The sequence below is a fragment of the Streptomyces aurantiacus genome, assembly GCF_027107535.1.
GTDB lineage: Bacteria > Actinomycetota > Actinomycetes > Streptomycetales > Streptomycetaceae > Streptomyces.
This window is the reverse complement of the sequence record NZ_CP114283.1, coordinates 8140621-8166247: the sequence shown is the minus strand read 5'-3', so window position 1 is coordinate 8166247 and position 25627 is coordinate 8140621. Positions and strand designations below refer to the sequence as shown.

Annotated in this window: 27 protein-coding genes and 2 pseudogenes; 14 read left to right on the top strand and 15 right to left on the bottom strand. The window is 71.1% G+C overall.

Going from position 1 to position 25627, the window contains the following annotated elements; all coding sequences use genetic code 11:
- Positions 1–182: 182 nt before the first annotated feature.
- Positions 183–443: a UBP-type zinc finger domain-containing protein gene (locus tag O1Q96_RS38015; RefSeq protein WP_217453190.1), complete on the bottom strand. Its 261-nt coding sequence runs from the start codon at positions 441–443 to the stop codon at positions 183–185.
- A 61-nt stretch (positions 444–504) separates the two neighbouring features.
- Here O1Q96_RS38015 and O1Q96_RS38010 point away from each other — a divergent pair, with 61 nt between their 5' ends.
- Positions 505–2100, top strand: a complete 1596-nt coding sequence (locus tag O1Q96_RS38010) for a Na+/H+ antiporter (protein WP_269252443.1) — start codon at positions 505–507, stop codon at positions 2098–2100.
- Positions 2101–2154: 54 nt separating this feature from the next.
- Here O1Q96_RS38010 and O1Q96_RS38005 read toward each other — a convergent pair whose 3' ends face one another.
- The 3 genes from O1Q96_RS38005 to O1Q96_RS37995 form a co-directional block, all read right to left on the bottom strand.
- Complete coding sequence (locus O1Q96_RS38005) at positions 2155–3084, bottom strand: 1-aminocyclopropane-1-carboxylate deaminase/D-cysteine desulfhydrase (protein WP_269252442.1); 930 nt, start codon at positions 3082–3084, stop codon at positions 2155–2157.
- 144 nt (positions 3085–3228) lie between these two features.
- Complete coding sequence (locus tag O1Q96_RS38000) at positions 3229–3819, bottom strand: N-acetylmuramoyl-L-alanine amidase (protein WP_269252441.1); 591 nt, start codon at positions 3817–3819, stop codon at positions 3229–3231.
- Between the two features lie 138 nt (positions 3820–3957).
- Positions 3958–4191, bottom strand: a complete 234-nt coding sequence (locus tag O1Q96_RS37995; RefSeq protein ID WP_217453193.1) for a hypothetical protein — start codon at positions 4189–4191, stop codon at positions 3958–3960.
- Positions 4192–4428: 237 nt separating this feature from the next.
- On the opposite strand from O1Q96_RS37995, the gene O1Q96_RS37990 reads away from it, so the two are divergent.
- From O1Q96_RS37990 to O1Q96_RS37960, 7 genes are all read left to right on the top strand, one after another.
- Positions 4429–5835 carry a family 2B encapsulin nanocompartment shell protein gene (locus tag O1Q96_RS37990; protein ID WP_269252440.1) on the top strand — a complete coding sequence of 469 codons (1407 nt, stop codon included), beginning with the start codon at positions 4429–4431 and terminating at the stop codon, positions 5833–5835.
- Positions 5836–5959: 124 nt separating this feature from the next.
- Complete coding sequence (locus O1Q96_RS37985; RefSeq protein ID WP_269252439.1) at positions 5960–7066, top strand: family 2 encapsulin nanocompartment cargo protein polyprenyl transferase; 1107 nt, start codon at positions 5960–5962, stop codon at positions 7064–7066.
- 756 nt (positions 7067–7822) lie between these two features.
- Positions 7823–8431 (top strand): GNAT family N-acetyltransferase, encoded by a 609-nt coding sequence (locus tag O1Q96_RS37980; protein WP_269252438.1) that lies wholly within the window; start codon positions 7823–7825, stop codon positions 8429–8431.
- A 451-nt stretch (positions 8432–8882) separates the two neighbouring features.
- Positions 8883–9467: a dihydrofolate reductase family protein gene (locus O1Q96_RS37975; protein ID WP_269252437.1), complete on the top strand. Its 585-nt coding sequence runs from the start codon at positions 8883–8885 to the stop codon at positions 9465–9467.
- Between the two features lie 55 nt (positions 9468–9522).
- Positions 9523–9780 (top strand): hypothetical protein, encoded by a 258-nt coding sequence (locus O1Q96_RS37970; protein ID WP_269252436.1) that lies wholly within the window; start codon positions 9523–9525, stop codon positions 9778–9780.
- Positions 9781–9981: 201 nt separating this feature from the next.
- Entirely contained in the window at positions 9982–10398 is a 417-nt protein-coding gene (locus O1Q96_RS37965) for a YciI family protein (RefSeq protein WP_269252435.1), read from the top strand.
- On the top strand, positions 10395–11645 hold the full coding sequence (locus tag O1Q96_RS37960) for an RNA polymerase sigma factor (RefSeq protein WP_269252434.1): 1251 nt from the start codon (positions 10395–10397) through the stop codon (positions 11643–11645). The genes O1Q96_RS37965 and O1Q96_RS37960 overlap by 4 nt, the downstream gene beginning before the upstream one ends.
- A gap of 87 nt (positions 11646–11732) precedes the next feature.
- On the opposite strand, the gene O1Q96_RS37955 is transcribed toward O1Q96_RS37960, so the two are convergent.
- From O1Q96_RS37955 to sodN, 5 genes and pseudogenes are all read right to left on the bottom strand, one after another.
- Complete coding sequence (locus O1Q96_RS37955; protein WP_269252433.1) at positions 11733–12143, bottom strand: VOC family protein; 411 nt, start codon at positions 12141–12143, stop codon at positions 11733–11735.
- A gap of 4 nt (positions 12144–12147) precedes the next feature.
- Complete coding sequence (locus O1Q96_RS37950; RefSeq protein ID WP_269252432.1) at positions 12148–12561, bottom strand: helix-turn-helix transcriptional regulator; 414 nt, start codon at positions 12559–12561, stop codon at positions 12148–12150.
- Positions 12562–12801: 240 nt separating this feature from the next.
- Positions 12802–12990 (bottom strand): annotated as a pseudogene (locus tag O1Q96_RS37945) (ANTAR domain-containing protein); the annotation flags it as partial.
- Between the two features lie 4 nt (positions 12991–12994).
- Positions 12995–13399: pseudogene (locus O1Q96_RS44710) on the bottom strand (GAF domain-containing protein); the annotation flags it as partial.
- 306 nt (positions 13400–13705) lie between these two features.
- Positions 13706–14101 (bottom strand): superoxide dismutase, Ni, encoded by a 396-nt coding sequence (sodN, locus tag O1Q96_RS37940; protein WP_055531247.1) that lies wholly within the window; start codon positions 14099–14101, stop codon positions 13706–13708.
- Positions 14102–14245: 144 nt separating this feature from the next.
- Between sodN and sodX the strand changes: the two genes are divergently transcribed.
- Positions 14246–14680, top strand: coding sequence for a nickel-type superoxide dismutase maturation protease (gene sodX, locus O1Q96_RS37935; RefSeq protein WP_269252431.1), 435 nt, complete (start codon positions 14246–14248; stop codon positions 14678–14680).
- On the opposite strand, the gene O1Q96_RS37930 is transcribed toward sodX, so the two are convergent.
- Complete coding sequence (locus O1Q96_RS37930; RefSeq protein WP_217454575.1) at positions 14584–15213, bottom strand: CGNR zinc finger domain-containing protein; 630 nt, start codon at positions 15211–15213, stop codon at positions 14584–14586. The two genes, sodX and O1Q96_RS37930, sit on opposite strands and share 97 nt — an antisense overlap.
- A gap of 98 nt (positions 15214–15311) precedes the next feature.
- Between O1Q96_RS37930 and O1Q96_RS37925 the strand changes: the two genes are divergently transcribed.
- Entirely contained in the window at positions 15312–16070 is a 759-nt protein-coding gene (locus O1Q96_RS37925) for a class I SAM-dependent methyltransferase (RefSeq protein WP_269252430.1), read from the top strand.
- Between the two features lie 225 nt (positions 16071–16295).
- On the opposite strand, the gene O1Q96_RS37920 is transcribed toward O1Q96_RS37925, so the two are convergent.
- The 3 genes from O1Q96_RS37920 to O1Q96_RS37910 are packed head-to-tail and all read right to left on the bottom strand — an operon-like array spanning position 16296 to position 19036.
- Positions 16296–17048, bottom strand: a complete 753-nt coding sequence (locus tag O1Q96_RS37920; RefSeq protein ID WP_269253886.1) for an amino acid ABC transporter ATP-binding protein — start codon at positions 17046–17048, stop codon at positions 16296–16298.
- Positions 17049–17095: 47 nt separating this feature from the next.
- On the bottom strand, positions 17096–18040 hold the full coding sequence (locus O1Q96_RS37915) for an amino acid ABC transporter permease (protein WP_269252429.1): 945 nt from the start codon (positions 18038–18040) through the stop codon (positions 17096–17098).
- Positions 18041–18073: 33 nt separating this feature from the next.
- Positions 18074–19036 carry an ABC transporter substrate-binding protein gene (locus tag O1Q96_RS37910; protein WP_269252428.1) on the bottom strand — a complete coding sequence of 321 codons (963 nt, stop codon included), beginning with the start codon at positions 19034–19036 and terminating at the stop codon, positions 18074–18076.
- A gap of 637 nt (positions 19037–19673) precedes the next feature.
- Between O1Q96_RS37910 and O1Q96_RS37905 the strand changes: the two genes are divergently transcribed.
- The 4 genes from O1Q96_RS37905 (at position 19674) to O1Q96_RS37890 (ending at position 23081) form a co-directional block, all read left to right on the top strand.
- Positions 19674–20897, top strand: coding sequence for an NAD(P)-dependent malic enzyme (locus O1Q96_RS37905; RefSeq protein ID WP_269252427.1), 1224 nt, complete (start codon positions 19674–19676; stop codon positions 20895–20897).
- Between the two features lie 280 nt (positions 20898–21177).
- Positions 21178–22143: a zinc-binding dehydrogenase gene (locus O1Q96_RS37900; RefSeq protein ID WP_269252426.1), complete on the top strand. Its 966-nt coding sequence runs from the start codon at positions 21178–21180 to the stop codon at positions 22141–22143.
- A gap of 135 nt (positions 22144–22278) precedes the next feature.
- Positions 22279–22488 (top strand): helix-turn-helix domain-containing protein, encoded by a 210-nt coding sequence (locus tag O1Q96_RS37895; protein WP_010984411.1) that lies wholly within the window; start codon positions 22279–22281, stop codon positions 22486–22488.
- The gene (locus tag O1Q96_RS37890) at positions 22488–23081 is read left to right on the top strand and encodes a Clp protease N-terminal domain-containing protein (protein ID WP_269252425.1); all 594 of its coding nucleotides are present in this window, start codon (positions 22488–22490) and stop codon (positions 23079–23081) included. The genes O1Q96_RS37895 and O1Q96_RS37890 overlap by 1 nt, the downstream gene beginning before the upstream one ends.
- A 321-nt stretch (positions 23082–23402) precedes the next feature.
- On the opposite strand, the gene O1Q96_RS37885 is transcribed toward O1Q96_RS37890, so the two are convergent.
- The gene (locus tag O1Q96_RS37885) at positions 23403–24530 is read right to left on the bottom strand and encodes a PadR family transcriptional regulator (RefSeq protein ID WP_269252424.1); all 1128 of its coding nucleotides are present in this window, start codon (positions 24528–24530) and stop codon (positions 23403–23405) included.
- Position 24531: 1 nt separating this feature from the next.
- Positions 24532–25608, bottom strand: a complete 1077-nt coding sequence (locus tag O1Q96_RS37880) for a DUF4097 family beta strand repeat-containing protein (RefSeq protein WP_269252423.1) — start codon at positions 25606–25608, stop codon at positions 24532–24534.
- Between the last annotated feature and the right edge of the window lie 19 nt (positions 25609–25627).

Genomic DNA, 25627 nt, shown 5'->3' with positions numbered 1-25627 from the left:
GTTCAGCGGTGACGCTACCGCGCTCTCAGCTTTCCTGTCCCCGGGACCCCAACCCCTTGCTGTCACTCATAGTAAACCTATGTATACGCACAGTGGCTAGGGGTCTGCGGGCCCAATTGGGAAGAGCGCGCGCCGGGTTGACGTACCCAGACGTCAGACGGTCGAACCGTCCGGATCCCACGTCACACCAGGACGTGGTCGACGAAGCACCAGCGCCAGCTCTCACCGGGCTCGAAGGTCCGCATGATCGGATGTCCCGAGTCCTTGAAATGCTCCGTGGCGTGCCGCATCGGCGACGAGTCGCAGCAGCCCACGTGGCCGCAGACCAGGCACAGTCGCAGCTGCACCGGATGCGAGCCGTCCGCCAGGCACTCCAGGCAGGTGTCGCTCAACGGTGCGGGTTCCGGACGGGGCAGCGCGTCGGCGTGCGTGCACTGTTTCATGATTGCCAGATTACGTCGGGTGTGCGGGAATCCGCGCGGAAACGAAAGCGGGCCGATACCGATGCATGTGATGCCCCTGCTCCTGCTGATCGCGGGCAGTGCCGCCGTGGCGGGGGCGGCACGCCGTACCCCGGTGCCCGCGCCCCTGCTCCTCGTCGCCGCGGGCCTGATCGTCTCGTACGTGCCCGGCGTGCCCGAGTACACCCTCGACCCCCACGTGGTCCTGCCGCTGCTGCTGCCTCCGCTGCTCTACACGGCCGCCACGGACAGCTCGTACCTCGATCTGCGGGCGCAGATCCGGCCGGTCGCGCTGCTGTCGGTCGGGTACGTGCTGTTCGCGACGTTCGCCGTCGGCTGGGCCGCCTACGTGATCGTGCCGGACCTGCCGCTCACCGCGGCGCTGGTGCTCGGCGCGGTCGTGGCACCGCCGGACGCCGTGGCGGCCACGGCGGTGGCGCGCCGCGTCGGCCTGCCGTCGCGGGTCACCACGATCCTGCAGGGCGAATCGCTGGTGAACGACGCGACCGCGATCACCGCCTACAAGGTAGCGATCGCCGCCGCCGTCGGCGAGGGCGCGACCTGGGCGGGCGGCATCGGCGAGTTCCTGATCGCCGCGCTCGGCGGCATCGGCGTCGGCATCGTCCTGATGGTGCCGATCCACTGGATGCGCACCCACCTGAAGGAGGCCCTGCTGCAGAACTCCCTGTCGCTGCTGACCCCCTTCTTCGCGTACGCGGTGGCCGAGCAGGTGCACGCCTCCGGAGTGCTCGCCGTGGTCGTCGTCGCGCTCTACCTGGGACACCGCAACTGGGAGGTCGACTTCGCGACCCGCCTCCAGGAGGAGGCGGTCTGGAAGATGGTCGCGTTCATCCTGGAGTCGGCGGTCTTCGCCCTCATCGGCCTGCAGCTGCCGGTCATCCTGAAGGGTCTCGGCGAGTACGAGGGGACGAGCGCCGCCTGGTACGCGGTGGCCCTCTTCGTGATCGTCGTCGTGACCCGGTTCGTCTGGGTGTATCCAGCGACCTTCCTGCCGCGCCTGCTGTCCGCGCGGATCCGGGAACGGGAGGTGAACCCCACCTGGAAGGGGCCCTTCATCATCAGCTGGGCCGGGATGAGAGGTGTGGTCTCGCTCGCCATCGCCTTCTCGATCCCGCTCACCGCGGACGGCGGCGAGGACTTCCCCGGCCGCAACATGATCCTCTTCCTGACCTTCACGACGGTGATCGGGACCCTCGTCGTACAGGGGCTGACACTGCCGCCGCTGATCCGCGTGCTGAGACTCCCCGCGCGGGACCGGCAGGCCGAGACCCTCGCGGAGGCGAACGCCCAGGCGCAGGCCTCCCGGGCCGCCGAACGGCACCTGGACGACCTCCTCTCCGACGAGCGAAACGCCCTTCCGCCGCCCCTCGCCGACCGGCTGCGCACGGTCCTCGAACGCCGCCGCAACGCCGTCTGGGAACGCCTCGGCCAGGTCAACAGCGTCACCGGCGAGACCGTGGACGACACGTACCGGCGGCTGTCCCGGGAGATGATCAGCGCCGAGCGCGAGGTGTTCGTGAAGCTGCGGGACGGTCTCTACATCGACGACGAGATGCTGCGGACACTGCTGCGGCGACTCGACCTGGAGGAGGCCGCGGCCTTCCGGGAGGCGACCTGAGCGCTCCGCCGGAGGGGGCATGGCATGCCGTCGGCCGGACGTTCGGGTCCGGACCTACCGGTCCGGCGGGTCGAGCGGACGGCCCGTGATCACCGCCGCGACCGTCGTCCCGCGCGGGAACACGCCCTCCTCCGTGAGGGTCAGGAGACCATACAGCGACTTGGCGACATAGAGACGTTCGACGGGCAGGTCGTGGCGGCGCTCGAAGTCGGCGGCGAACGCGTCGAGTTCGGGAGGCGTACGGGCGTAGCCGCCGAAGTGGAAGCGGTCGTCCAGGGACCAGTCGCCGCGCGGGCCGCCGAACGCCTCGTCCTGGAGGGCGCGTATCTCCGCGTCGAGGAAGCCGCCCCTGAGGACCGGTATGCCCAGCGCGCGCTGGCCGGGGGCGAGCCCTCCTGCCAGGCCCGCGAGCGTGCCGCCGGTGCCGCAGGCCAGCGCGACGACGTCGGCGCGCCCGCGCAGCTCCTCGCCCAGGGCCGTACAGCCGCGTACGGCCAGGGCGTTGCTGCCGCCCTCCGGGACCACGTACGCCTCCTCGCAGGCGGTCGCGCGCAGAAGGGCGGCCAGTGTTCCGGGCTCGCTCTTGCGGCGGTACGACGATCTGTCGACGAAATGGAGCCGCATGCCGTCGGCGGCGCACCGGGCGAGGGAGGCGTTGAGGGGGCGGTCGGCGAGCTCCTGCCCGCGGACCACACCGACGGTGGGCAGGCCCAGCAGGCGGCCGGCGGCGGCGGTGGCCCGCAGATGGTTCGAGTACGCGCCGCCGAAGGTGAGGACCGTGCGGCCGTCCGCCGCTCGGAGGTTCGGCGCCAGCTTGCGCCATTTGTTGCCGATCAGCTGGGGGTGGATCAGATCGTCCCGCTTCAGCAGCAGCCGCACTCCGTGCCGCGCGAAACGCTCGTCCACGGCCTCCCGCAGCGGCGACGGCAGCCGCGGCCGCAGAGCGCCGAGGCCGGCTGCTTCAGGGGTGTCGGGGCCGGTCACACCCTCATTGTCGGACACACGTCCGAGCGACACGCGGGGCCGGGCCGACACGCGCCGCGCCGGGACCTCCCGCCGCAGGCAGAGAGGTCCCGGGCGGACAGGAAGGCGCCCGTGGGGGACCGGCCTCCGACGGGCGCCTGTCCGTCACTGCAGACGGTCGCGGATGCGGGCCCGCATGGCGGCCATCGTGAAGCCGCGCGGGTCGATCTTGCCCGGCTGCCACTCGAGGTGGCCGATCACCGAGCGCTCCGTCCAGCCGTGCTGGCGGCAGACCGCCGCCGCGGCCCGCTCGATGGCCTCCAGCTGGGCCGCCGGCCAGGGGTCCTCGCCGTCGCCGAGGTTCTCGCACTCGAAGCCGTAGAAATGGCGGTTGCCGTCGGTGTTGGCCTCGTTGTCCGCCGGCAGGGCCGTCTCGGCGATGACCGCGCGCAGCACGTCGTCGTCGCCGAGGCCCGCGTGATTGGAACGGCCGTACCCGACGAGGTGGACGCGGCCGTCCTTGGTGATGACGCCGTGGCACAACGGGCCCGGTAACCCGCTGTAGCCGTCCCGGCAGAGCTCCACCGTGCGCTGGCTGCCCGATGTCACCGTGTGGTGGATCATGACGCCGTGGACCGGGCCCCACGGGCCCTTGTGGTTGCGGTTGTGATTTTCCCAGTCCCCGACCTCGACGACGGTGAGCCCTTCGTCCTTCAGCCGGTCCAGAAATCTGCCCGCGGACATGGGTGGGGCCATGGCCGCCTCCTTACACGGACGCGACGGCCACCTGTCGTGGCCGTCTCGTACCGGTGCTTGTACCCGCAACTTCCCGTCACGGACCACCTGTTCGCACGGCGTGCGAGGCGATCCGGTCGGCGGGGCGGGCCGAAGGCGTCAGGAGCGCAGGAAACCGTCACCGTGCGTCGCGATGTGGCTCTCCAGAGCCTGGAGGGCCTGCTGCGTGGCCTGCGGGGAGCCGCTGCCGCGCCGCTCCGCGAAGTAGGCCGCGCCGAGGTCCTTCAGCAGGTCGCCACCGGCCCGCTGCGCCTGGACCTCGTCGATCTTCTGCTTGCCCTGCGTGAGGCCGCGCTGCGCCTGTTCCTTGGCGCGGTCCAGGAAGCCTGCCATGACTGTCTCCATACGTCGTTCGTCCGTTTTGCCGGTTCAACGGACGGCCCGATCTTGGAGTTCCCGGCCGGAAGGATCCACGAGCCGCCGGGCAGGGTCCGCCGACCTGTTCGGACGCCCGCGCACATGCCCCGGTTTGCGAAGATCCATTCCCGCTCTTTCGTGTAATAGCACCAACACGGTCCGTGATGGAAGGGTTGTCGCCGCAGCTCGTTGCACGATGGGGAGGGCATTTTCATGTCGGTAGGCGAAGAGATCCGCGCGGACCAGGATCAGCCGCAGAAGAGTCTCGGCACATCCGCGGCGCGGAACCTGGCCACCACCACCAAGTCCGCACCACAGATGCAGGAGATCAGCTCACGATGGCTGCTGCGCATGCTGCCGTGGGTGAACGTGCAGGGCGGCACGTACCGCGTGAACCGCAGGCTCAGCTACTCCGTGGGAGACGGCCGCGTCACGTTCGTGAAGACCGGTGACCGGGTCCAGGTCATCCCGGCGGAGCTCGGCGAACTGCCGGCGCTGCGCACCTATGAGGACCAGGAGGTGCTCGCCGAGCTGGCGCAGCGCTGCGAGCAGCAGGAGTTCGCCCCGGGCGACGTCCTCGCCTCGTTCGGCAGCCCGGACGACGAGGTGTTCCTGCTCGCGCACGGCAAGGTGGAGAAGATCGGCACGGGCCCCTACGGGGACGACGCGGTGCTGGGGGTCCTCGCCGACGGCGCGTACTTCGGCGAGCAGGCGATCACGGACCCGGACGCCATCTGGGAGTACACGGCCCGCGCGGTCACCGCGTGCACGGTCCTCACGCTGCCCCGCGCGGACGTCGACCAGATCGCGGAGCGCTCCGAGTCCCTGCGCGAGCACCTCGCGCAGTTGCGCGCGATTCCCGCCCAGCGCGCCAACACGTACGGCGAGAAGGAGATCGACCTCGCGGCGGGCCACACCGGGGAGTCGGCCATCCCGGGGACGTACGTCGACTACGACGCCGCGCCACGGGAGTACGAACTCAGCGTCGCCCAGACCGTGCTGCGCATCCACACGCGCGTGGCGGACCTCTACAACCAGCCCATGAACCAGACCGAGCAGCAGTTGCGGCTCACGGTGGAGGCGTTGAAGGAGCGCCAGGAGCACGAGCTCATCAACAACCGCGAGTTCGGGCTGCTCAACAACTGCGAGTACGACCAGCGGCTCCAGCCGCACGACGGCGTCCCCGGCCCGGACGACCTGGACGAACTGCTCACCAGGAGGCGCGGCACCAAGCTGCTGCTCGCCCATCCACGAGCGATCTCCGCGTTCGGCCGTGAGCTCAACAAGCGAGGGCTCGTCCCCGAGACCCTGGACATGGCCGGCAACCGCATTCCGACCTGGCGCGGCGTGCCGATCTTCCCGTGCAACAAGATCCCGGTCACCGAGGCCCGGACGACCTCGATCATCGCCATGCGTACGGGGGAGGCCGAGCAGGGAGTCATCGGCCTCCAGCAGGCCGGCATCCCGGACGAGATCGAGCCGAGCCTGTCGGTGCGGTTCATGGGGATCAGCGAGCAGGCGATCATGTCCTACCTCGTGACGACGTACTACTCGGCCGCCGTCCTGGTGCCCGACGCGCTCGGCGTCCTGGAGAACGTCGAGATCGGCCGCTGGCGATGACGTCCGGTGTGCGGCCTGCCGGGCGCCCGCCCGCAGGGAGGGGCGGACCACAGGGGCACGCGCCCGGTGCCGGTGCGGCAGCCGCCGTCCGGGCATCCTCCAGGGCGGACCCGTGGGTGAGCTCATGACGGAGACGCAGCAGAGCCCGCTGCCGGCGGTGGGCGGGCCCGGCACCGGCGAGGGACCGGTACCCGCGGCACGGCACGGCCCGCCCGACGGGCAGGAGGCGGCCGTGATCCTGGAGCGGGCCCGCACATCGGTCGATCCCGAACTGCGCCGGGCCGTGGAGTCGCTCCCCGGCGAGCTGCGGCGGATCGCGTGCTACCACTTCGGGTGGGAGCACGCGGACGGCACCCCGGCGGCGGGGAACGGGGGCAAGGTCATCCGGCCCGCGCTCGTCCTGGCCGCGGCCGGGGCACTGGGCGGGCAGCGGACGACGGCCGTACGGGCGGCCGCCGCGGTGGAGCTGGTGCACAACTTCACGTTGCTGCACGACGACGTGATGGACCGGGACACCACCCGTAGGCACCGGCCCACCGCGTGGGCCGTGTTCGGCGACGCCGACGCGGTCCTCGCGGGGGACTCCCTGCAGGCGCTGGCCCATCGGCTGCTCGCCGACGATCCGCATCCGGCGTCCCCGGCGGCGGCCGCGCGGCTCGCGAGCTGTGTGGTCGAGCTCTGCGCGGGACAGCAGGCGGACACCGCCATGGAGCGGCGTGGTCCCGACGACGTCACGCTCGACGAGGTGCTCGCCATGGCCGAGGCCAAGACGGGCGCGCTGCTGGGGTGCGCGTGCGCGCTCGGCGCGCTGTACGCGGGCGCCCGTGACGAGGACGTCGAGGCACTCGACGCGTTCGGGCGCGAGGCCGGGCTCGCCTTCCAGTTCATCGACGACGTGATCGGTATCTGGGGGGATCCGAGGCGCACCGGCAAGCCGGCCGGTGCGGATCTCATGGCCCGGAAGAAGTCCCTGCCCGTGGTCGCCGCGCTCACCTCCGGCACGCCCGCCGCGGCCGAACTGGCCGAGCTGTACCGGGCTCCCTACCGCGACGGCGATCTGGAGCGCACGATCCTCGCCGTCGAGCGGGCGGGCGGCCGGGACTGGGCCCAGCTCCAGGCCGCCGACCGGATGGCGCGGGCACTGGACCATCTGTCCCGTGCCGTCCCCGACCCGGAGGCGGCGGGAGGTCTGCTGTCGCTGGCGGAGTACGTGACGCGGCGGAACACGTGAGCGCGCGGCGCAGGGCGTGAGGAGGAGGCGAGATGCGTGAGGAGCACGTGAGGAGGGGCGCCGGAGCGGAGCGACGGGCGAAGGACGGAGTCGCGAGCGGTGACGGGGGACCGGCGCCGTTCGCGCGGTGAGAGGTGGAGCGTGCGCAGGGTGAGCGAAGGGGTGGGGCCTGTACAGCGGTGAGAGCGGTCGGGGGGGGCGACGTCGTGCGGTGCCCGCGAGGACGCGGCAGCCCAAGCCGTACGACGCCGGGGACGAGAGCGGCCCGGACCGGCAGGCACCAGTCCGGACCGGCAGGCACCAGCCCGGGCGGGCAGGCACCGGCCCGGACCAGATCGGCCATGCGCCGGGCCGGATCCGTCGGCACCGGCCCCGTACAGGCCAAGCACGGCCCGGACCGGCGAGGCACCGGCCCGGACCGGTGGAGCGCTGTGCCGGACCGGACATGTGCCCGGCGCGGTGCCGTCCGGTCGTGTGGCATGCCGCGCCGGTCCGGGTGCGGGCGCGGACCGCCTTGTGTCCCGCCTGCGTCGAGTCTCCCGAGCGGTGCGGCTCTCGTGGCCGTACCGCGTCCTGGACGCCGGAACACCGTACGTCGCGCGGTACCTGACGAAGCGGCGGGGCGGAGGGGGTTCCGGTTGCGGCGGGCCCCGCGCATCCCCACGGTGCGCGGGGCCCGCCGCCCTTGTGTCAGGTGTGATCGCCTAGGCTGCAACGGCCGAATGGGCAGGGGCAGTTGAGGCGAAGGGGCGGGACATGGGAGTGGCGATCCGAAGAGCGGGCGAGGGCGACCGGGAGGCCGTGACCCGGCTCCTCGACGAAGCCTTCCAGGACGACCCGGTGAGCGGCTGGGTCTTTCCCGACGCGGACCACCGCCGGCGTACCCATCCGTTGCTGATGAGGGCCTTCCTCGACATCGTGCTCGACGCCGGGTACGTGGACGTCACCGAGGACGGCTCCGCCTGCGCGCTCTGGCTCTCGATGCCTGCGGAGGCCGACAAGGAGGACGAGGACGGGCCGGCCCAGCTGCGTGAGGCCGTCGATCCCGGTAACGAACGGGTCGAACTGATCGGCCGGCTGACCGCCGAGGCGCATCCGGCCGGCGCCGCCCACGAGTACCTGTGGATGATCGCCGTCAGGCCGGGCCGGCAGGGCGAGGGACTCGGCACCGCGCTCATCCAGCACGTGCTCGAGCGGTGCGACGGCGAGGGCCTGTCCGCGTACCTGGAGGCGAGCAGTGCCCGGAGCCGTGATCTCTACGGGCGGCTCGGCTTCGTCTTCACGGGCAGTACGGTCGACCTGCCGGCGGGGCCGGCGATGTGGCCGATGTGGCGTGAGCCGCTGAGCGAGCCGCTCCCCGAGTGAGGGCCGTAAGCCGCTCGGGGACCGAGGTGCATGGGTGGCGTGCCGGTCCGTAGGGGCTGGTTGTGCAGTTGTTCCCCGAGCGCCGATTTCTGCCCCCGACCGGAGGGTCGTTTCCCAGATCCCCGTTTCCCCGAGCCCCGGTGCCCCTGAAGGGGACCCTGCTCGTCAAGGGAGCGGGGTCCGCACGGCTGTCATTAGCGGACGGCCCGCGGTCGCGGAAGCTCGGCCCGTGAGTCCTTCGTGGCCTTTCGTGGGCCAGTACCTTCCCATCGACGTCGAGCGGTCCGGCTCGGTACTGCGGGTCGGCTCGGCACTGCGAGCCGGCCGCCGTCCGGAGCCCCGTCTCCCACTTGCGTCCCGGGGCCGTGAATCCTCGGGAATCGCCTTGCGACCACTACAACTGAAGCACTATGAAGGGAGTGGTTCATACGGCTTACGGAAAGAGACCGGCTTGCGAAAGCTCACATATTTCATCGCCTGCTCGATCGACGGCTTCATCGGCGACCCGAGCGGCGACGCGACGGCGATGCACTCCTTCGTGGACGAGGAGGTCTTCGGGTTCCTGAAGGCCGAGTACCCGGAGACGCTGCCCTCCCATGTCCGCCGGGCGACGGGCATCGACGACCTGCCCAACCAGAAGTTCGACACGATCGTCCAGGGCCGCCGGAGCTACGACCTCGCGCTGGAGATCGACGTCACCAGTCCCTATGCCCACCTGCGGGAGTACGTCGCCTCGCGCACCCTCGGGGAGTCGCCCGACCCGCACGTCGAGATCATCGCCGACGATCTGGTCGGCAAGGTCCGCGAGCTCAAGGCGGAGGACGGCCACCTCGGCATCTACCTGTGCGGCGGCTCCCGGATCGCGGGCGAGCTGATCGACGAGATCGACGAGCTCGTCGTCAAGACGTACCCCGTCGTGCTGGGTACCGGCATGCCGATGTTCGGCTCCGGGTCCGCGGCCGGGGAGTTCACGCTGGGCGAGGTGCGCACGTTCAAGAACGGGGCGACCGTGCGGGCGTACAGCAGGAACCGCTGATTCCGGGGCTGTCGCTCGCCTGTCGGCCCGACTCCTCCCGCAATATCCTGTGGGCATGGCCAGTGATGAGTACGTCTGTCCGGTCTGCAAGCAGTCCGTCGACACGGTCGTGCGTCGGCACAAGACGCTGGGTGTCTTCGTGCCCCTGTGGGGCCCCGGCTCCTGCCGCAACTCTCGGTGCGGGAGGTACGAGGAGGGCGAGGAGCCCGAGGCGGAGCCCGCCCTGACGGCCTCCGAGGCGGAGCCCGTGCTCATGGCGGAGCCGGGCCCGCCTCCCGAGGAACGCGGGGCAGGCACGGAACGGGACTCCTGAACGGCCCCCTTCGAACAGGCCCGCGGAGCCGTCGGCGTGCCCGCCGGCAGGCGTCGAGGACCGACGGGTGAAGGCCGCCGACGTGCCCGCGAGAAGTCGCGGAAAGATTTCTCCACCAGTGTGTAGAGAACCGCGGTCGCGCTCCGACGTCCCCTGTGAAAGCCGCCCGCCACGGGCGGACCGAACCGAAGGAGCGGACTCATGAAGTACCTGGTGATGATTCAGGGCACGCAGGCGGACTACGAGGCGCAGAGCGGCAAGGCCTCCGCCGGGGCGCCCGCCTGGACCGAGCAGGACATCCAGGCCATGTACGCGCACATGGGCGCGATCAACAACGACCTCGCCGAGACGGGCGAGATGGTCGACGGCAACGGCCTCGCAGAGCCGGCCCGGTCCCGGTTCGTCGAGCGGGGCCCGGACGGGAAGCCCGTGATCACCGACGGGCCCTACGGCGAGACCAAGGAGGTGCTCGCCGGCTACTGGGTCCTGGACTGCGCGAGCCTGGAGCGGGTCACGGAGATCGCCGCGCGCGTCCTGGAGTGCCCCGTCCCCGAGGGCACGACGGGCTACCCGGTGGTCATCCGGCCCATCCTCGACGGCGGCGGCGGGGACGTGTGAGCCGTCCCCCACGGCGCCCGTCGGGACGTACGGACGAGATCGAGGGCCTGCTGCGCCGACACGCGCCGCAGGTCCTCGGCGCGCTCGTACGGCGGTACGGGCATTTCGACGCCGCCGAGGACGCCGTACAGGAGGCGCTGCTCGCGGCGGCCGGGCAGTGGCCCGAGGACGGAACTCCCGACAATCCGCGCGGCTGGCTGATCAGGGTCGCCTCGCGGCGGCTCACCGACGTGCTGCGCAGCGAGGAGGCCCGCCGGCTGCGGGAGGAACGGGCGGCGGCGCTCACCCCGCGCGACGCGTTCACAGCACCGCCGCCCGGGGCGGACCGCGCACCGTCCGAGGACGACACGCTCAGCCTGCTCTTCCTCTGCTGCCACCCCGATCTCGCCCCCGCCGCGCGGATCGCGCTCACGCTGCGGGCCGTGGGTGGTCTCACCACCGCCGAGATCGCCCGCGCCCATCTCGTGCCCGAGGCGACGATGGCGCAGCGGATCAGCCGGGCCAAGCAGAAGGTGAAGGGCGCGGGCTTCGGGCGCCCCGAGAACTGGGAGGAGCGGCTGCCCGCCGTCCTGCACGTCCTGTACCTGATCTTCAACGAGGGGTACACGGCCACGTCCGGGGCGACGCTCCAGCGGGCCGAACTCGCGGGCGAGGCCATCCGGCTGACCCGGACGACGCACCGGCTGCTGCCCGGCGCGCACGAGGTGACCGGTCTGCTCGCGCTGATGCTCCTCACCGACGCCCGCCGGGCCGCGCGCACCGGCCCGCACGGCGAACTGGTCCCTCTCGACGAACAGGACCGGGGCCTGTGGGACAAGGCGGCGATCGAGGAGGGCGTGGCACTGGTGACGTACGCCCTGACCCAACGGCAGCCCGGGCCCTACCAGCTGAGAGCCGCCATCGCCGCCGTCCATGACGAGGCGGCCTCGCCCGACAGCACCGACTGGCGGGAGATCCTCGGCCTCTACGACATCCTCGTGCGGTTCGTGCCCGGCCCGGTCGAACGGCTCAACCGGGCGGTGGCCGTCGCGATGGTCCACGGGCCGACGGCCGGGCTCGCCGAACTGGCACCTCTGGAAGCGGAGCTGGCGTCGGGCCACCGGCTCGACGCGGTCCGCGCGCACCTCCTGGAGCGCGCCGGGGACACCGAAGCCGCCCGCGCCGCCTACGAGTCGGCGGCCGGCAAGACCCTCAGCCTCCCGGAACGGAACTACCTGCGGGTCCGCGCCGCCCGACTGAGGCCGTGACGCGGGACCACGCCCGGGCCTGCGCCGTCCTCCGGCCCGCTCACGGTGACCCGGGCTTTCGCCCCGATCCCGTCCGGCCCGCTCGCCCTACTTGCGCTGCGTGAAGCGCAGCAGATTGCCCGCAGGGTCGCGGACCGCGCAGTCGCGGACCCCGTACGGCTGGTCCGTCGGCTCCTGGAGGACGTCGGCATGCGCGGCGAGCAGGCGCTCGTACGTCGCGTCGCAGTCCTCCGTGGTGAAGATGACACCCCGGAGCATCCCCTTGGCCAGCAGCTCGGTCACGGCCCGCCGGTCGGCCTCCGGAGCGTTCGGATCGGCCAGGGGCGGCTCCAGGACGATCTCCACGTCCGGCTGCAGCGGAGGACCCACGGTGACCCAGCGCATGCCCTCGAAACCGACGTCGTTACGGACCTCCAGGCCCAGCACGTCGCGGTAGAAGGCGAGCGCCAGGTCGTGGTCGTCGACCGAGATGAAGCACTGCGAGATTTTGAGGTCCATGGCCTCACGCTAAGGGCTTCACCGCGGCACCGCGCACCGGCCGCGTGTACGTCTTCGCCACGCACGCCGGGATCGCCGCCCCCGGCTCGTGCGACCGCGCCCGGTACGCGCTCGGCGACTCTCCGACCAGCTCCGTGAAGCGGGAACTGAACGAACCGAGCGACGTACATCCCACCGCGAAGCAGACCTCCGTGACGCTCAGGTCGCCGCGCCGGAGCAGCGCCTTCGCGCGCTCGATGCGGCGGGTCATGAGATAGCTGTACGGAGTCTCGCCGAAGGCCGCCCGGAAGCTGCGCTGGAAGTGGCCCGGAGACATCAGCGCGGTGCGCGCGAGCATGGGCACGTCCAGCGGCTCGGCGTACTCGCGGTCCATCCGGTCGCGGGCCTTGCGCAGCCGGACCAAATCCTCCGGGGTCATGTCCTCAGCATCCCACGGCCCACTGACAGAGCCCCTGCCCGCAGTGCGGCCGGCCCGCGGGCACGGTGTCGTGAGCTCGGCGGGGACCGGTCCGACACCTCCGCCGCACCCGATCGCGGCCGCCGCCGGACGAACCCCGCCGGTCCGCGACCCGGAGCGCGGGGGCCGACGGTCGCGCGTCCTCGCGGGAGAGACTGCTCCGGTGCCCTCTCGGGACGGCCCTTCGCGTCCTCGCGCACGTCACTCGGCGGGCTCCGCCGACGACAGGTCGGTGGTGCCGTCCAGGACCTCCTGGGCCACGGCCGGGAGGCGGCGCCGCTGGGAGCGGGCGCGGCCGCGCAGCAGGACGAAGGCCTCGTCCACGCTGATCCGCCGCCGCTGGGCGAGGGCGCCCTTGGCCTGCTCGATGAGGACGCGGGACTGCAGCGCGGTCTCAACTGCTCGGCGAGCAGCGTCTGCCGGTGCAGCGCCCGCCGTTGCAGGATGCCGATGGCGGCGAAGTCCGCGAGGGCGTGACCCAGCCCGCGAGCCGTCCGTCGGCCGGTGTGCCGGCCCGGTCGAGGAAGAGGGTGAGGGCGCCGACGACCTGGTCCCTCAGCCGTAACGGGACGGCCGTCACCGAGTGGAATCCCAGTTCGAGGGCCCGGTGGGTGAAGCGGGGCCGGCTCGTCCGCGCGTCGGGATGGTCGAGGAGGACGCCCTCCAGGGGCCGGCCGGAGCGTACGCAGTCCCGGGACGGCCCCTCGTCCCGGTCGACGCCGTCGCGCTCCAGACCGCGGGCGTGGGCGTCGGATCCGGCGGACGTCGGACCGTCGCCCGGGGCGCCGGCCAGGACGACGCCCGCGGACGAGAAGTCGTTCGTCGTCTGTTCGTCGTCTGTCGCTTCGTCCGGTCGAGTCGGTACTCGTTGCTTTCGAAACTATGACGACGGCGACCTCTTTCGACGGTCATTCGCCCAACGGGTGCCCACGGAAGCCGCCCCGGGCGCCGGTGCCGGCGGACCGGCCGGGGCGGGACACGGAAGGGGCCCGGCCGGAACTCCGGCCGGGCCCCTTCCGGGAATGCCCGCTGACCTGCGAGGGTGCACCGCCCGCCGGTCATGGCGGGCCGGCGGCCGGCCCCGGGGCCGACAACCTGCCCTGGGTCAGGCCTTCTTGGTCTCCCAGAAGATCTTGTCGATCTGGGCGATGTAGTCCAGCGCCTTCTGGCCCGTGGCGGGGTCGGTCGAACCCTTCGCGGCCGAAAGGGCCTTGAGGGCGTCGTTGACCAGCTGGTGCAGCTCCGGGTACTTCTCGAAGTGCGGGGGCTTGAAGTAGTCGCTCCAGAGCACCGAGACATGGTGCTTGGCGAGCTCGGCGCGCTGCTCCTTGATGACGGTGGCGCGGGCCTGGAAGTGCGCGTCGTCGTTGGCGGCCATCTTTTCCTGGACGGCCTTCACCGACTCGGCCTCGATGCGGGCCTGGGCGGGGTCGTACACACCGCAGGGCAGGTCGCAGTGGGCGCTGACCTTGACCTTGGGGGCAAACAGGCGGGAGAGCATTGAGCTGTCCTTCCTCGTGATCGTCTTCTCAGGTGGGACATTACTCCGTGAGTGACGGGTTTTCGCGAGTGCCCCCATGGGCTTAGGACAAAAGTCCAGGGTGAGACTGGGACTCGTGGAGGATAGGACCGGGGAGGTGCCGGGATGCCGGAGCTGTCGCAGGAGACCGAGCGCGGGAGGGCCGTCCTGCCTTTCGGGACCGCCGAGGTGACGGGGCCGTCCATGGTGCCCACGCTGCATCACGGGGACCTCCTCGTCGTGCAGTACGGCGCCAGGGTCAGGCCCGGTGACGTCGTCGTGCTGCGCCATCCGTTCCAGCAGGACCTGCTGGTCGTCAAGCGCGCGGCCGAGCGGCGCGAGGGCGGCTGGTGGGTCCTCGGCGACAACTCCTTCGCGGGCGGCGACAGCACCGACTACGGGACCGTGCCCGAGGACCTGATCCTCGGGAAGGTGCGGTTCCGCTACCGGCCGTTCAAGAAGGGTCAGCGTTCGCCGTTCGCGGTCGCGCGCTGGGCGTTGTCCACCGCGAGGCCCGTACTGTCGGGCCGGTCCGCCTCCAGGCGCTTGCGGGCACGGTAGGCGGCGACGTTCGCCCGGGTCGCGCAGCGGTCCGAGCAGTAGCGCCGGGAGCGGTTCGTCGAGGTGTCGAGGTAGGCGTTGCGGCACGGCGCCGCCTCGCACAGGCCCAGACGGTCCACGCCGTACTCGGTGAGGTGGAAGGCCAGGCCCATCGCGGCGATCGCGGCGTACCCCGCGGTCGCGTTCGACGGGTGGTCCGACAGGTGCATGTGCCACAGCGGGCGGCCGTTGTCGTCCCGGAAGTCGTGGCCCGAGATCTGCGGGCTGACCGGGAACTCCAGCAGCAGCGAGTTCAGCAGGTCCACGGCAAGCGTCTCGTCGTCCCCGTCCGCCGCCTCGAAGACCGCGCGCAGCCGGGCCCGTACCCCGCGGAAGCGGGTCACGTCGGCGTCCGTGGCGCGCCGGGCCGCCGACGCGTTCCCGCCGAAGAGGTCGCGGACCGCGTCGACCGAGGTGAGCGCGTCCTTGCCCCGGGCCGGTTCCTCGCTGTTGACGAGACGCACGGCGTAATCCGAGTAATAGGCCAGTTCCACTTGTAGTCCTTACGGGGGCGCTCTATGGTCGTGCTGCGGACACGTAATGGCTAATTGTGCTTCCAGGGTATTACACGCTGGGCGGGAGAGGGGCTTTCATGACGACCACCACCGGGTCGGACTGGCAGGCGTGGCAGCAGAGCTGGGACCGGCAGCAGGAGTGGTACCTCCCGGACCGCGAGGAGCGCTTCCGGGTCATGCTCGACATGGTCGGGGCACTGGTCGGCCCCGAGCCGCGTGTCCTCGACCTCGCGTGCGGTACGGGAAGTATCACGGCCAGGCTCTTCGAAAGGTTCCCGAAGGCGGTCAGTACCGGTGTCGATCTCGATCCGGCGCTCCTGACCATCGCCGAGGGCACCTTCGCGGGCGACGACCGGGTCACGTTCGTCACGGCGGACCTCAAGGACCCCGACTGGACCTCCCGGCTGCCCCACGACTCGTACGACGCCGTCCTCACGGCCACCGCCCTCCACTGGCTGCACAGCGAGCCCCTCGCGGTCCTCTACGGCCAGGTCGCCGGACTCGTCCGCGACGGCGGGGTGTTCATGAACGCGGACCACATGATCGACGAGACGACCCCCCGGCTCAACGCGGCGGACCGCGCGCAGCGGCACGCGCGGATGGACGAGGCGAAGGCGGCCGGCGTCCTCGACTGGTCCGAGTGGTGGCAGCTCGCCGCCCAGGACCCCGTCCTCGCCGAACCCACGGCCCGCCGCTTCGAGATCTACGGGGAGCACGCGGAAGGCGACACCCCGTCCGCCGCCTGGCACGCGCGCGTGCTGCGCGAGAAGGGCTTCGCCGAGGCCCGCGAGGTGTGGCGCTCCCCGTCGGACGCCCTGGTACTGGCCCTCAAATAGCCGGCACGGAAAAGCCGGGCCCAGCCCCGCTTCTCAGGGGCGCGGGGAACTGCGCGACCAGCCCCCACCGGCCTGCAGACACCTGACCGAACCGGCACCTGACCGAACCGGCACCCGCCCGAACCGGCACCGAAACGACCGGCTAGGTCCGCACGGTCGCGGCACGCGAAGGGGCGGTACGAGGAATCCGTACCGCCCCTTCGAGAGTCGCCCGACCGCCGGAGGCTAGAGCACCTTGGACAGGAACGACTGTGTCCGCTCGTGCCGCGGATTCGTCAGTACGTCCCGCGGGTGACCGGACTCGACCACCACTCCCTCGTCCATGAAGACCAGCGAGTCGCCGACCTCCCGGGCGAAGCCCATCTCGTGGGTCACGACGACCATCGTCATGCCGGACTCGGCGAGGTCGCGCATGACGTCGAGGACGTCACCGACGAGCTCCGGGTCGAGCGCCGAGGTGGGCTCGTCGAAGAGCATCAGCTTCGGGTCCATCGCGAGGGCCCGCGCGATGGCGACCCGCTGCTGCTGGCCGCCCGAGAGCTGGGACGGGTAGTTGCCGGCCTTGTCGGCGAGGCCGACCCGTTCCAGCAACTGGTTCGCCCGCTCGCGCGCCTGTGCCCTGCTGACGCCCTTGACCTGAACAGGGGCCTCCATGACGTTCTCGAGCGCCGTCATGTGTGGGAACAGGTTGAAGCGCTGGAACACCATGCCGATGTCCCGCCGCTTCAGGGCGACCTCGCTGTCCTTGAGCTCGTACAGCTTGTCGCCCTTCTGGCGGTAGCCGACCAGCTCCCCGTCGACGTACAGCCGCCCGGCGTTGACCTTCTCCAGGTGGTTGATGCACCGCAGGAACGTCGACTTGCCGGAGCCGGACGGGCCGATGAGGCAGAAGACCTCGCTGGGCTTCACCTCGAGGTCGATGCCCTTGAGGACCTCGACCGGGCCGAACGACTTGTGGACGCCTTCGGCCTTCACCATGGGCGTACCGGAGCCTGCCGCGGTCGCGTTCTTGGTCACGTCGGCGCTCATGCGTTGGCCCCTCCCCCCGAGCGGTTGGACAGTGACAGCATGTTCGCCTTGATCTTCTGGAACGGCGTGGCCGGGAGCGAGCGGCTCGAACCGCGGGCGTAGTACCGCTCGATGTAGTACTGCCCGACGCTGAGCACCGAGGTCAGGACCAGGTACCAGGCGGCGGCCAGGAAGTACATCTCCACCGGTGCGCCCGAGGACTGGCCGATGTCCTGGGCGTATCTGAAGAGTTCGGCGAACTGGACCACCGACACCAGCGAGGTCGTCTTCAGCATGTTGATGACCTCGTTGCCCGTGGGGGGCACGATCACGCGCATCGCCTGCGGGATCACGATCCGCCGCAGGGTCTTGCTGTGGCTCATGCCCAGGGCGTGCGAGGCCTCGGTCTGGCCCTCGTCGACCGACAGGAGGCCGGCGCGGCAGATCTCCGCCATGTACGCGGCCTCGTTCAGGCCGAGCCCCAGCAGCGCCGTGAGCAGCGGCGTCATGAAGCTGGACCAGTAGTCCTTGTAGATCGGACCGAGGTTGATGTACTGGAAGACCAGGCCCAGGTTGAACCAGACGACGAGCTGGACCAGGACCGGGGTGCCCCGGAAGAACCAGATGTAGAACCAGGCGATCGACGAGGTCACCGGGTTCTTCGACAGGCGCATCACCGCGAGGAGGATGCCGCCCGCGATACCGATCACCATCGACAGGACGGTGAGGAGCATCGTCTGGCCGACGCCCTTGAGGATCCGGTCGTCGAGGAAGTAGTCCGGTACGGCACCCCAGTTGATCTTGCCCTGGGCGAACGCGTAGATGATCGATACGAAGAGCGCGATCGCGATGACGGCCGAGACGTACCGCCCGTAGTGCCGGACCGGGATGGCCTTGATGGCCTCCGGTCCGGCCGGGGGAGTGTCCTCGGGGCCGGCCGTCTTGTCGATGTCAACAGTCACGGATGTTGCCTTTCAGTGCCGCTGGGAACGCGGTCACTTGCCGCCGTTGAGGGTGGCTTCCTTGACGGCGCCGGCGTCGACGCCCCACTTCGCGATGATCTTGTCGTACTCGCCGTTCTTGATGATCGCGTCGAGCGCGGCCTTCAGGGCGTCCCGCAGCTCGGTGTTCGACTTGTCGATCGCGATGCCGTACGGGGCGGCCTCGACCTGCTCGCCGACGACCTCGAAGTCCTTGCCGCCGCCGGAGGTCTTCGCCGCGTACGCCGCGACCGGGAAGTCCGAGGAACCGGCGTCGGCGCCGCCGGCACGCAGCCGGGTCTGGGCCTGCTGGTCGTTGTCGAAGGCCTCGATGGAGAGCTTCTTGCCGGCCGGGCACTTCTTGGCCTGGGCCTTGGCCAGGTCGTTGGAGACGGTGTTGCGCTGCACCACGACCTTCTTGCCGCACAGGTCGTCCCAGGTCTTGATGCCCTGGTCGTCGCCCTGCTTCGTGTAGATCGAGACGCCCGCGGTGAAGTAGTCGATGAAGTCGACACCCTCGCCGACCTTCTTGCCGGTGTCGGCGTCGATGCCCTCCTGGCGGTCCTTGGTGTCCGTCATCGCCGACATCGCGATGTCGTACCGCTTGGAGCGCAGGCCGGTGAGCAGGGTGTCGAACGTGCCGTTCTCGAACTCGAACTTCACGCCGAGCTGCTTGCCCATCGCGTCGGCGAGGTCGGGGTCGATACCGACGGTCTTGCCCGAGTCGTCCTTGAACTCGACCGGCGCGTACGCGATGTCCGAGCCGACCTTGATGACGCCCTTGTCGCGGATGGCCTTGGGCAGCTGGTCGGCGAGCGGGGCCGCGCTGGAGTCAGCGGTGTCCGAGCTGCCGCTGTCCTTGTCCTTGGTCTGGTCACCGCAGCCGGTGAGCAGCAGGGCGCCTGCGACCGCGATCGCACCGACCGCGGCTATCCGGGACTGCACGGCGGTCGTACGACGGGTGGAGCTTGCGGTCATGGTGGGTTCCTCCGGCGGGTGGGTGAGTTGCCGATGGGTCGGCAGTAGCCGATGGGTCGACGAGAACACACACCTTCGGGTGTCGCGACCTCGTGTGATTACGGCATCTTGCCATTCGGACTCGGACCTTCAGGGCACTCGCCATGTCAAAATCGGATAACGGGTGACCCCCGAACCGGACCGAGTCGGTCCGCCATGACCGGATCTTGTGCGGAAAACCTTCGCCACAGCCGGAAGATCTTCGGTGAAACGCACGTTGCGGGCGACCGCTTCTGGGCACTTCCGGCACCACGGTGCTTGTCGGTGACTTGTTCGCGAAGCGTGTCTGTTCGACGCATTCGGTCACGTGTCACGTCACCGGTATGTGACCTTGCCTCTCCGGTATGCGAGCCGGGCTTCTCCGGTCTGTGACCTTCGGCCGCCCGCGTGTGACCTTCGCTCCATGGACTCGTCCGCGGTGCGGTCCGTCCGGTAAGAAGGTTCCTTACACCCCTCATCCGGGGCTCAGGGCGCGTGTGCGGCGCGCCCGTCGCGCACGTACCCGTACTTAACAGTCATCAGGGACATGCGCGGTGCCCGCCCGCTCCTCACCCGGAGCGGCAACCCTCAACCATTAAGACTTAAGGGGTAAAACAAAGTGGCAGCGGAGATCGTCAATCCTCGCAGCGACAGCAGTACGGATCAGGAAGGCGGGGCCGAGCCCCTCGATTCCTTCGACCCGGCGTTCGCGCTGCACCGCGGCGGCAAGATGGCCGTGCAGGCCACCGTGCCCGTCCGTGACAAGGACGACCTGTCCCTGGCGTACACGCCCGGCGTCGCGAAGGTCTGCACGGCCATCGCGGAGCAGCCGGAGCTCGTCCACGACTACACGTGGAAGTCGTCCGTGGTCGCCGTCGTGACGGACGGCACCGCCGTCCTCGGGCTCGGCGACATCGGGCCCGAGGCCTCGCTCCCCGTCATGGAGGGCAAGGCGATCCTGTTCAAGCAGTTCGGCGGGGTGGACGCCGTGCCGATCGCGCTGGCCTGCACGGGTGTGGACGAGATCGTCGAGACCGTCGTGCGCCTCGCGCCGTCCTTCGGGGGCGTCAACCTGGAGGACATCTCGGCGCCCCGGTGCTTCGAGATCGAGCGGAAGCTGCAGGAGCGGCTGGACATCCCCGTCTTCCATGACGACCAGCACGGGACGGCCGTCGTGACGCTGGCGGCGCTGCGGAACGCGGCGCGGCTGACCGGGCGGACGCTCGGCCAGCTGCGGGCCGTGATCTCGGGCGCGGGCGCGGCCGGGGTCGCCATCGCGAAGTTCCTGCTGGAAGCGGGGCTCGGGGACGTCGCCGTCGCGGACCGCAAGGGCATCGTCTCGGTCGACCGGGACGATCTGACCCCGGTCAAGCGGGAGCTCGCCGTCATGACCAACAAGGCGGGGCTGTCCGGCTCGCTGGAGGCCGCGCTCGCCGGGGCCGACGTCTTCATCGGCGTGTCCGGCGGCACGGTGCCGGAGCCGGCCGTGGCCTCCATGGCCGAGGGCGCGTTCGTGTTCGCCATGGCGAACCCGAACCCCGAGGTGCACCCCGACGTCGCCCACAAGTACGCGGCGGTCGTCGCCACCGGGCGGTCGGACTACCCGAACCAGATCAACAACGTGCTGGCGTTCCCCGGGATCTTCGCGGGAGCGCTCCAGGTGCGGGCCTCCCGGATCACCGAGGGCATGAAGATCGCCGCGGCCGAGGCGCTGGCCGCGGTCGTCGGGGACGACCTCGCCGCGGACTACGTGATTCCGTCGCCGTTCGACGAGCGGGTCGCTCCCGCGGTGACCTCGGCGGTGGCCGCGGCGGCCCGCGCCGAGGGCGTGGCCCGGCGGTAGGTCCGTTCGGCCGGTTGCGTGCGTGAGGTTCGGGTCCCGTCCTGGTGGGCGGGGCCCGAATTTTCCTGCGTGGGGATCTTTTACCTCGAGGTTCGGCCGGGTGGGTGAGCCGGGTGCGGGTGGGCGGGGGCTGGTCGCGCCGTTCCCCGCGCCCCCGAAAGACGGGGCCGCGCCCCTGTCCTTCGTCCCTGGGGCGGCGGTACCTGCTTCTGCCCAGGGGGACGCGTGTCACAGAGGGACGTGGTTCCGTGCGAGGGCGAGGGGCGCCTAGGGTCGGACCATGTTCGCTGCCTACGCTGCCCGTATCGACCGTGACCAGCCGTTGAACGGCCTTGAGTTGGGGGAGCGGCCCGCCCCCGGCGCCCGGACCGGCTGGACGACCGTGAACGTCAAGGCCGCCTCCCTGAACCATCACGACCTCTGGTCGTTGCGCGGGGTGGGGCTCGCCGAGGACAAGCTGCCGATGATCCTCGGCTGTGACGCCGCGGGGATCGACGAGGACGGCAACGAGGTCGTCCTGCACTCCGTCATCGGGCAGACCGGCCACGGCGTCGGCCCGAAGGAGCCGCGCTCCATCCTCACCGAGCGGTATCAGGGGACCTTCGCCGAACAGGTCTCCGTGCCCGCCTGGAACGTCCTGCCGAAGCCGAAGGAGCTCTCCTTCGAAGAGGCCGCCTGCCTGCCCACCGCCTGGCTGACGGCGTACCGCATGCTCTTCACCAACGCGGGAGTGCGCCCCGGCGACTCCGTTCTCGTCCAGGGGGCCGGAGGCGGTGTCGCCACCGCCGCGATCGCGCTCGGGAAGGCCGCCGGGCTGCGGGTCTTCGCGACCAGCCGGGACGAGGCCAAGCGCAAGCGGGCCCTGGAGCTGGGCGCCGTCGAGGCTGTCGAGTCCGGGGCCCGGCTGCCGCAGCGCGTGGACGCGGTCATCGAGACGGTCGGCGCCGCCACCTGGTCCCACTCGGTCAAGTCCCTCAAGCCCGGCGGCACCCTGGTCATCTCCGGTGCCACGAGCGGCGACCGCCCCTCGCACGCCGAACTGACCCGCATCTTCTTCCTCGAACTCAAGGTCGTCGGCTCCACGATGGGTACGAAGGACGAACTCGAGGACCTGCTGTCCTTCTGCGCCGCCACCGGCGTCCGCCCCGTCATCGACGAGGTGCTGCCGCTCGACCGGGCCCGCGAGGGCTTCGAGCGGATGGAGTCCGGTGAGCTCTTCGGCAAGGTCGTCCTGACCGCCCCTTGACCCTGTTCCGGCCGTCTTGCGGCGCCGGCAGGTGAGGTGAGCCGCCTCGCCGGGCCGGGCCGCAGGCTCGCCTCGCACACCCGGGCATGTCAACCGAGGTTGACACGCCCGGGTGTGTCAATCTAAGTTGACACCATGACCGAAGCAACGGATCTCGCCGAGCGCGCGGGCGACCGCGATCCGCGGATCGGGCTGCGGGCCGTCTCCGCGTTGCGGAGGCTGCTGGAGCAGCTCGAAGCGGTGCAGGTGCGCAGCGCGCGCAATCAGGGCTGGTCGTGGCAGGAGATCGCCGCGGAACTGGGTGTCAGCAGGCAGGCCGTGCACAAGAAGTACGGGAGGCAGTGATGTTCGAACGCTTCACCAAGGACGCCCGCGCGGTGGTGCTCGGCGCGGTCGGCCACGCCGAGCGACTGGACGCGGAGACGGTCGAGGAACAGCACCTGCTGCTGGCCCTCCTGGACCGAGAGGCCAGCCGTGCGTCGTTCGCCCTGATGTCTCTGGGGCTCACGGAACGCAGGGAGTCCGTCGAACAGGCGCTGGCCGAGGCGCGTCGTCGCGGCGGGCTCTCCCGCGCCGACACCGACGCGCTCTCGGGGCTCGGCATCGACGTCTCGGCGATCGTCTCGCGCGTCGAGGAGGCCCATGGGGAGGGCGCGCTGGAGAGCTCGCCGGACAGCAGGGGCGGCGGGCGGAACAAGGGATGGTGGTCCGGCTTCCTCGGCGGGCGCCGCCCCTTCGCCCAGGGCGCCAAGGATCTCCTCACGGAGTCCCTGCGCATCGCCCTTGCCCAGCAGGACCGGTACATCGGCGACGAGCATCTCCTCCTCGCCCTGACCGCCCGACCCGGTGTCCCCGCCGAGGTGCTGGCCGACCACGGAGTGACCTACGCGTCGCTGCGGCGCGTGCTGTACGGCGGGGGAGAGGCGAAGGCGGGCTGAGGGGGAGGGAGGGACCGAGGGGGCGAGGGGCCGCGCGAGCGGGCCCTGCGGCGGGGCGGGCGCGTCCCTGGCGCTGGTGGGTCGGCGATGGGGGCATGTCGCCGGGCCGCACTCCCTGGAGGCGCCCGAGGGTCTCTGGAGGTGCCTGGGGGCGCCTGGAGGTGCAATGCCTTCCGGTCCGGCGCGACCGGTGGCGGAACATCCGAGGAGCCGAGGCGGTCCCCGCCGGGCCGCCTCGGCCGTCGAGAACCGCCTCTGCCGATAGGAGGCTCCCTCGACTGCCGGGACGGCCGACTGCCGGGACGGCCGCCGGGCCGCCGCTCAGGCCTTCGGGGTCCGCAGCGCGGCGCCTATACGCGCCGCGGCCGACGACAAGTGGCGGCGGGCGTCACGCAGCTGTTCCTCCGTCACTCCGTGGTCGCGGGCCGCGTCACGGATGTCGTCGCGGAAGCGGTCCAGCAGGCGGTCGAGGTCCCGGGCGGGATCACCCGTGGAATCCTCGTGGGCCCAGGAGGGCTCGTACCCGGCGGGAAAGTCCTCGGGAGTGACCGTGTAGTCGGCCTTCTCCGTGCCGGACCCCCCTGCCTCCGCACCTGCTTCTGCCCGGGCCTCTGTCCCTGCCCCTGTCCCGGTGGCCGGCGCCGATCGGCCTCCGAAGCCGAAGTCCTTCCCGAACCCCTTGCCGAAGTCCTTGCCGAAATCGCCGAACTCCTTGGCGAGTTCGGTCAGGCCCTCCCGGACACCCGTCGGCCAGTCGCCTCGGGTGAAGTGGTCCTGCACCTGGTCCTGGACGTGCTTGGCGATGCGCTGGAGCTCCTCCTGCGCCTGCACCCGGACCTGCTCCTGGGCCTCCTTGGCCTGGTGGCGGGCGCGCTGGGCCTCCTCCCGGGCGCGGCGGCTCTCGTCCTTGGCGCGCCGGGCCTGTTCCTTCCACTCCTGCTTGACGCGGCGCATCTCCTCCTTGGCGACGCGCCACGCCTCCTTGTCCCCGAGGTCCGTGAAGTCCCCGTGGCCGCCCGGGTGTTCCTCGTGGTCGCGGGGGCCGGCTCCCGCGGAGCCCCGTCGCGCCTCGCTCGCCGCCGCCCGCATCTCACGGCGCAGGTCACCCGCTGCGCCCCGCACATCGGCACGGATCTCCGCGGCGAGCTCGGCGACGGACTCGCGGATCTCCAGCTCCAGATCGGCCAGTTCACCGCTGCGGTCGGCCAGCTCGGCACGGCCCGCGTCCGTGATCGAGTACACCTTCCGGCCGCCCTCGGTGGTGTGGGTGACCAGGCCCTCGGCCTCCAGCTTGGCCAGCCGCGGGTAGACGGTGCCGGCCGACGGCGCGTACAGCCCCTGGAAGCGCTCCTCCAGGAGGCGGATCACCTCATAGCCGTGGCGCGGTGCCTCGTCGAGGAGCTTCAGCAGGTAGAGCCGCAGGCGGCCATGGGCAAAGACGGGAGCCATGTCAGAGCCCCTTCTGGTGGGTCGGGCCGTCGGGTGATCCGCCCGTGGCGTCGGGAGCGGGGTGTTGCGTGGGGCGGGGGGCTCCGGCGCCGCTGACGCCGCCGGGCACCACGTCCTCGGGGACCGCGCTGTGCCCCTCGTCGGACGTGGACGTGGACGCCGCGGCTCCGGCGCCCGACTCGGACGGGTCAGGAACCGCGCCCTCCGGTACATCCTCCCCGACGTCCGGTCCCTTCTCGAAATCCGCTTCCTCGTCCCATGGTTCGTCCTCCGCCGGAGGACGTCGCAGCAGCGCGACCGAGCCGGAGACGGTGGTCGCCCTCAGGCGGCCGTTCCCCGCGCCGAGCCTCCCGGTGATCTTCTTGGCGCCCCACTGGCCGGTGATCCGGAGATCCTCGAAGGCGCTGGAGACGGCGCCGCTCGCCGAGTCCACCTCCACCTCCGCGTCGGCCGGATGCGGCAGCCGGACGGCGATCTCCCCCGAGATGCTGGTCAGGCTGATGTCGCTGGGGCGGCCGGCCGGATCGAGGTCGACGATCACCATGCCGCTGACCGACTCGACCCGTACCGAAGGGCTGGAGCCCTCGATGACGGTCAGATCGCCGGAGACGGAGTTGAGCCGGAGGTCGCCGGTGAGGGCCTGGGTCTCCACGTTCCCCGAGACGGTGTCCGCGCGGACCGGGCCGGAGAGTCCCACGAGCGTGGTGTCGCCGGAGATGCCCCTGACCATCGCGCGCCCGTCGATGCCGGAGACCACGGCGGTGGCGCTTACCACTCCCACCTCGACGCGCGTGCTCGCCGGCACGGCCAGGGAGACCACCGCGCTGCGGCGCCAGCCCTTGCGGTCCAGCCACTTGAGGAAGCCCTTCCAGGGCAGGTCCTCGTACGCGACCGTGAGCGTGCCGTTCTCCTGGGTCACCATCAGGGGTGGTCCCTCTATCGCGGACACCTCGAGGCGGGCGGAACCATCGTCGACCCCCACGACGTTCACCGTGCCACTGGCGATGCGCACGTGGAGGGCCGTCACCGGTTCGTCGAACGTGAGCTTTTTCGGCTCTGCGACGGACCACTCGGACATGGTGCAGACCTCCTCGGCA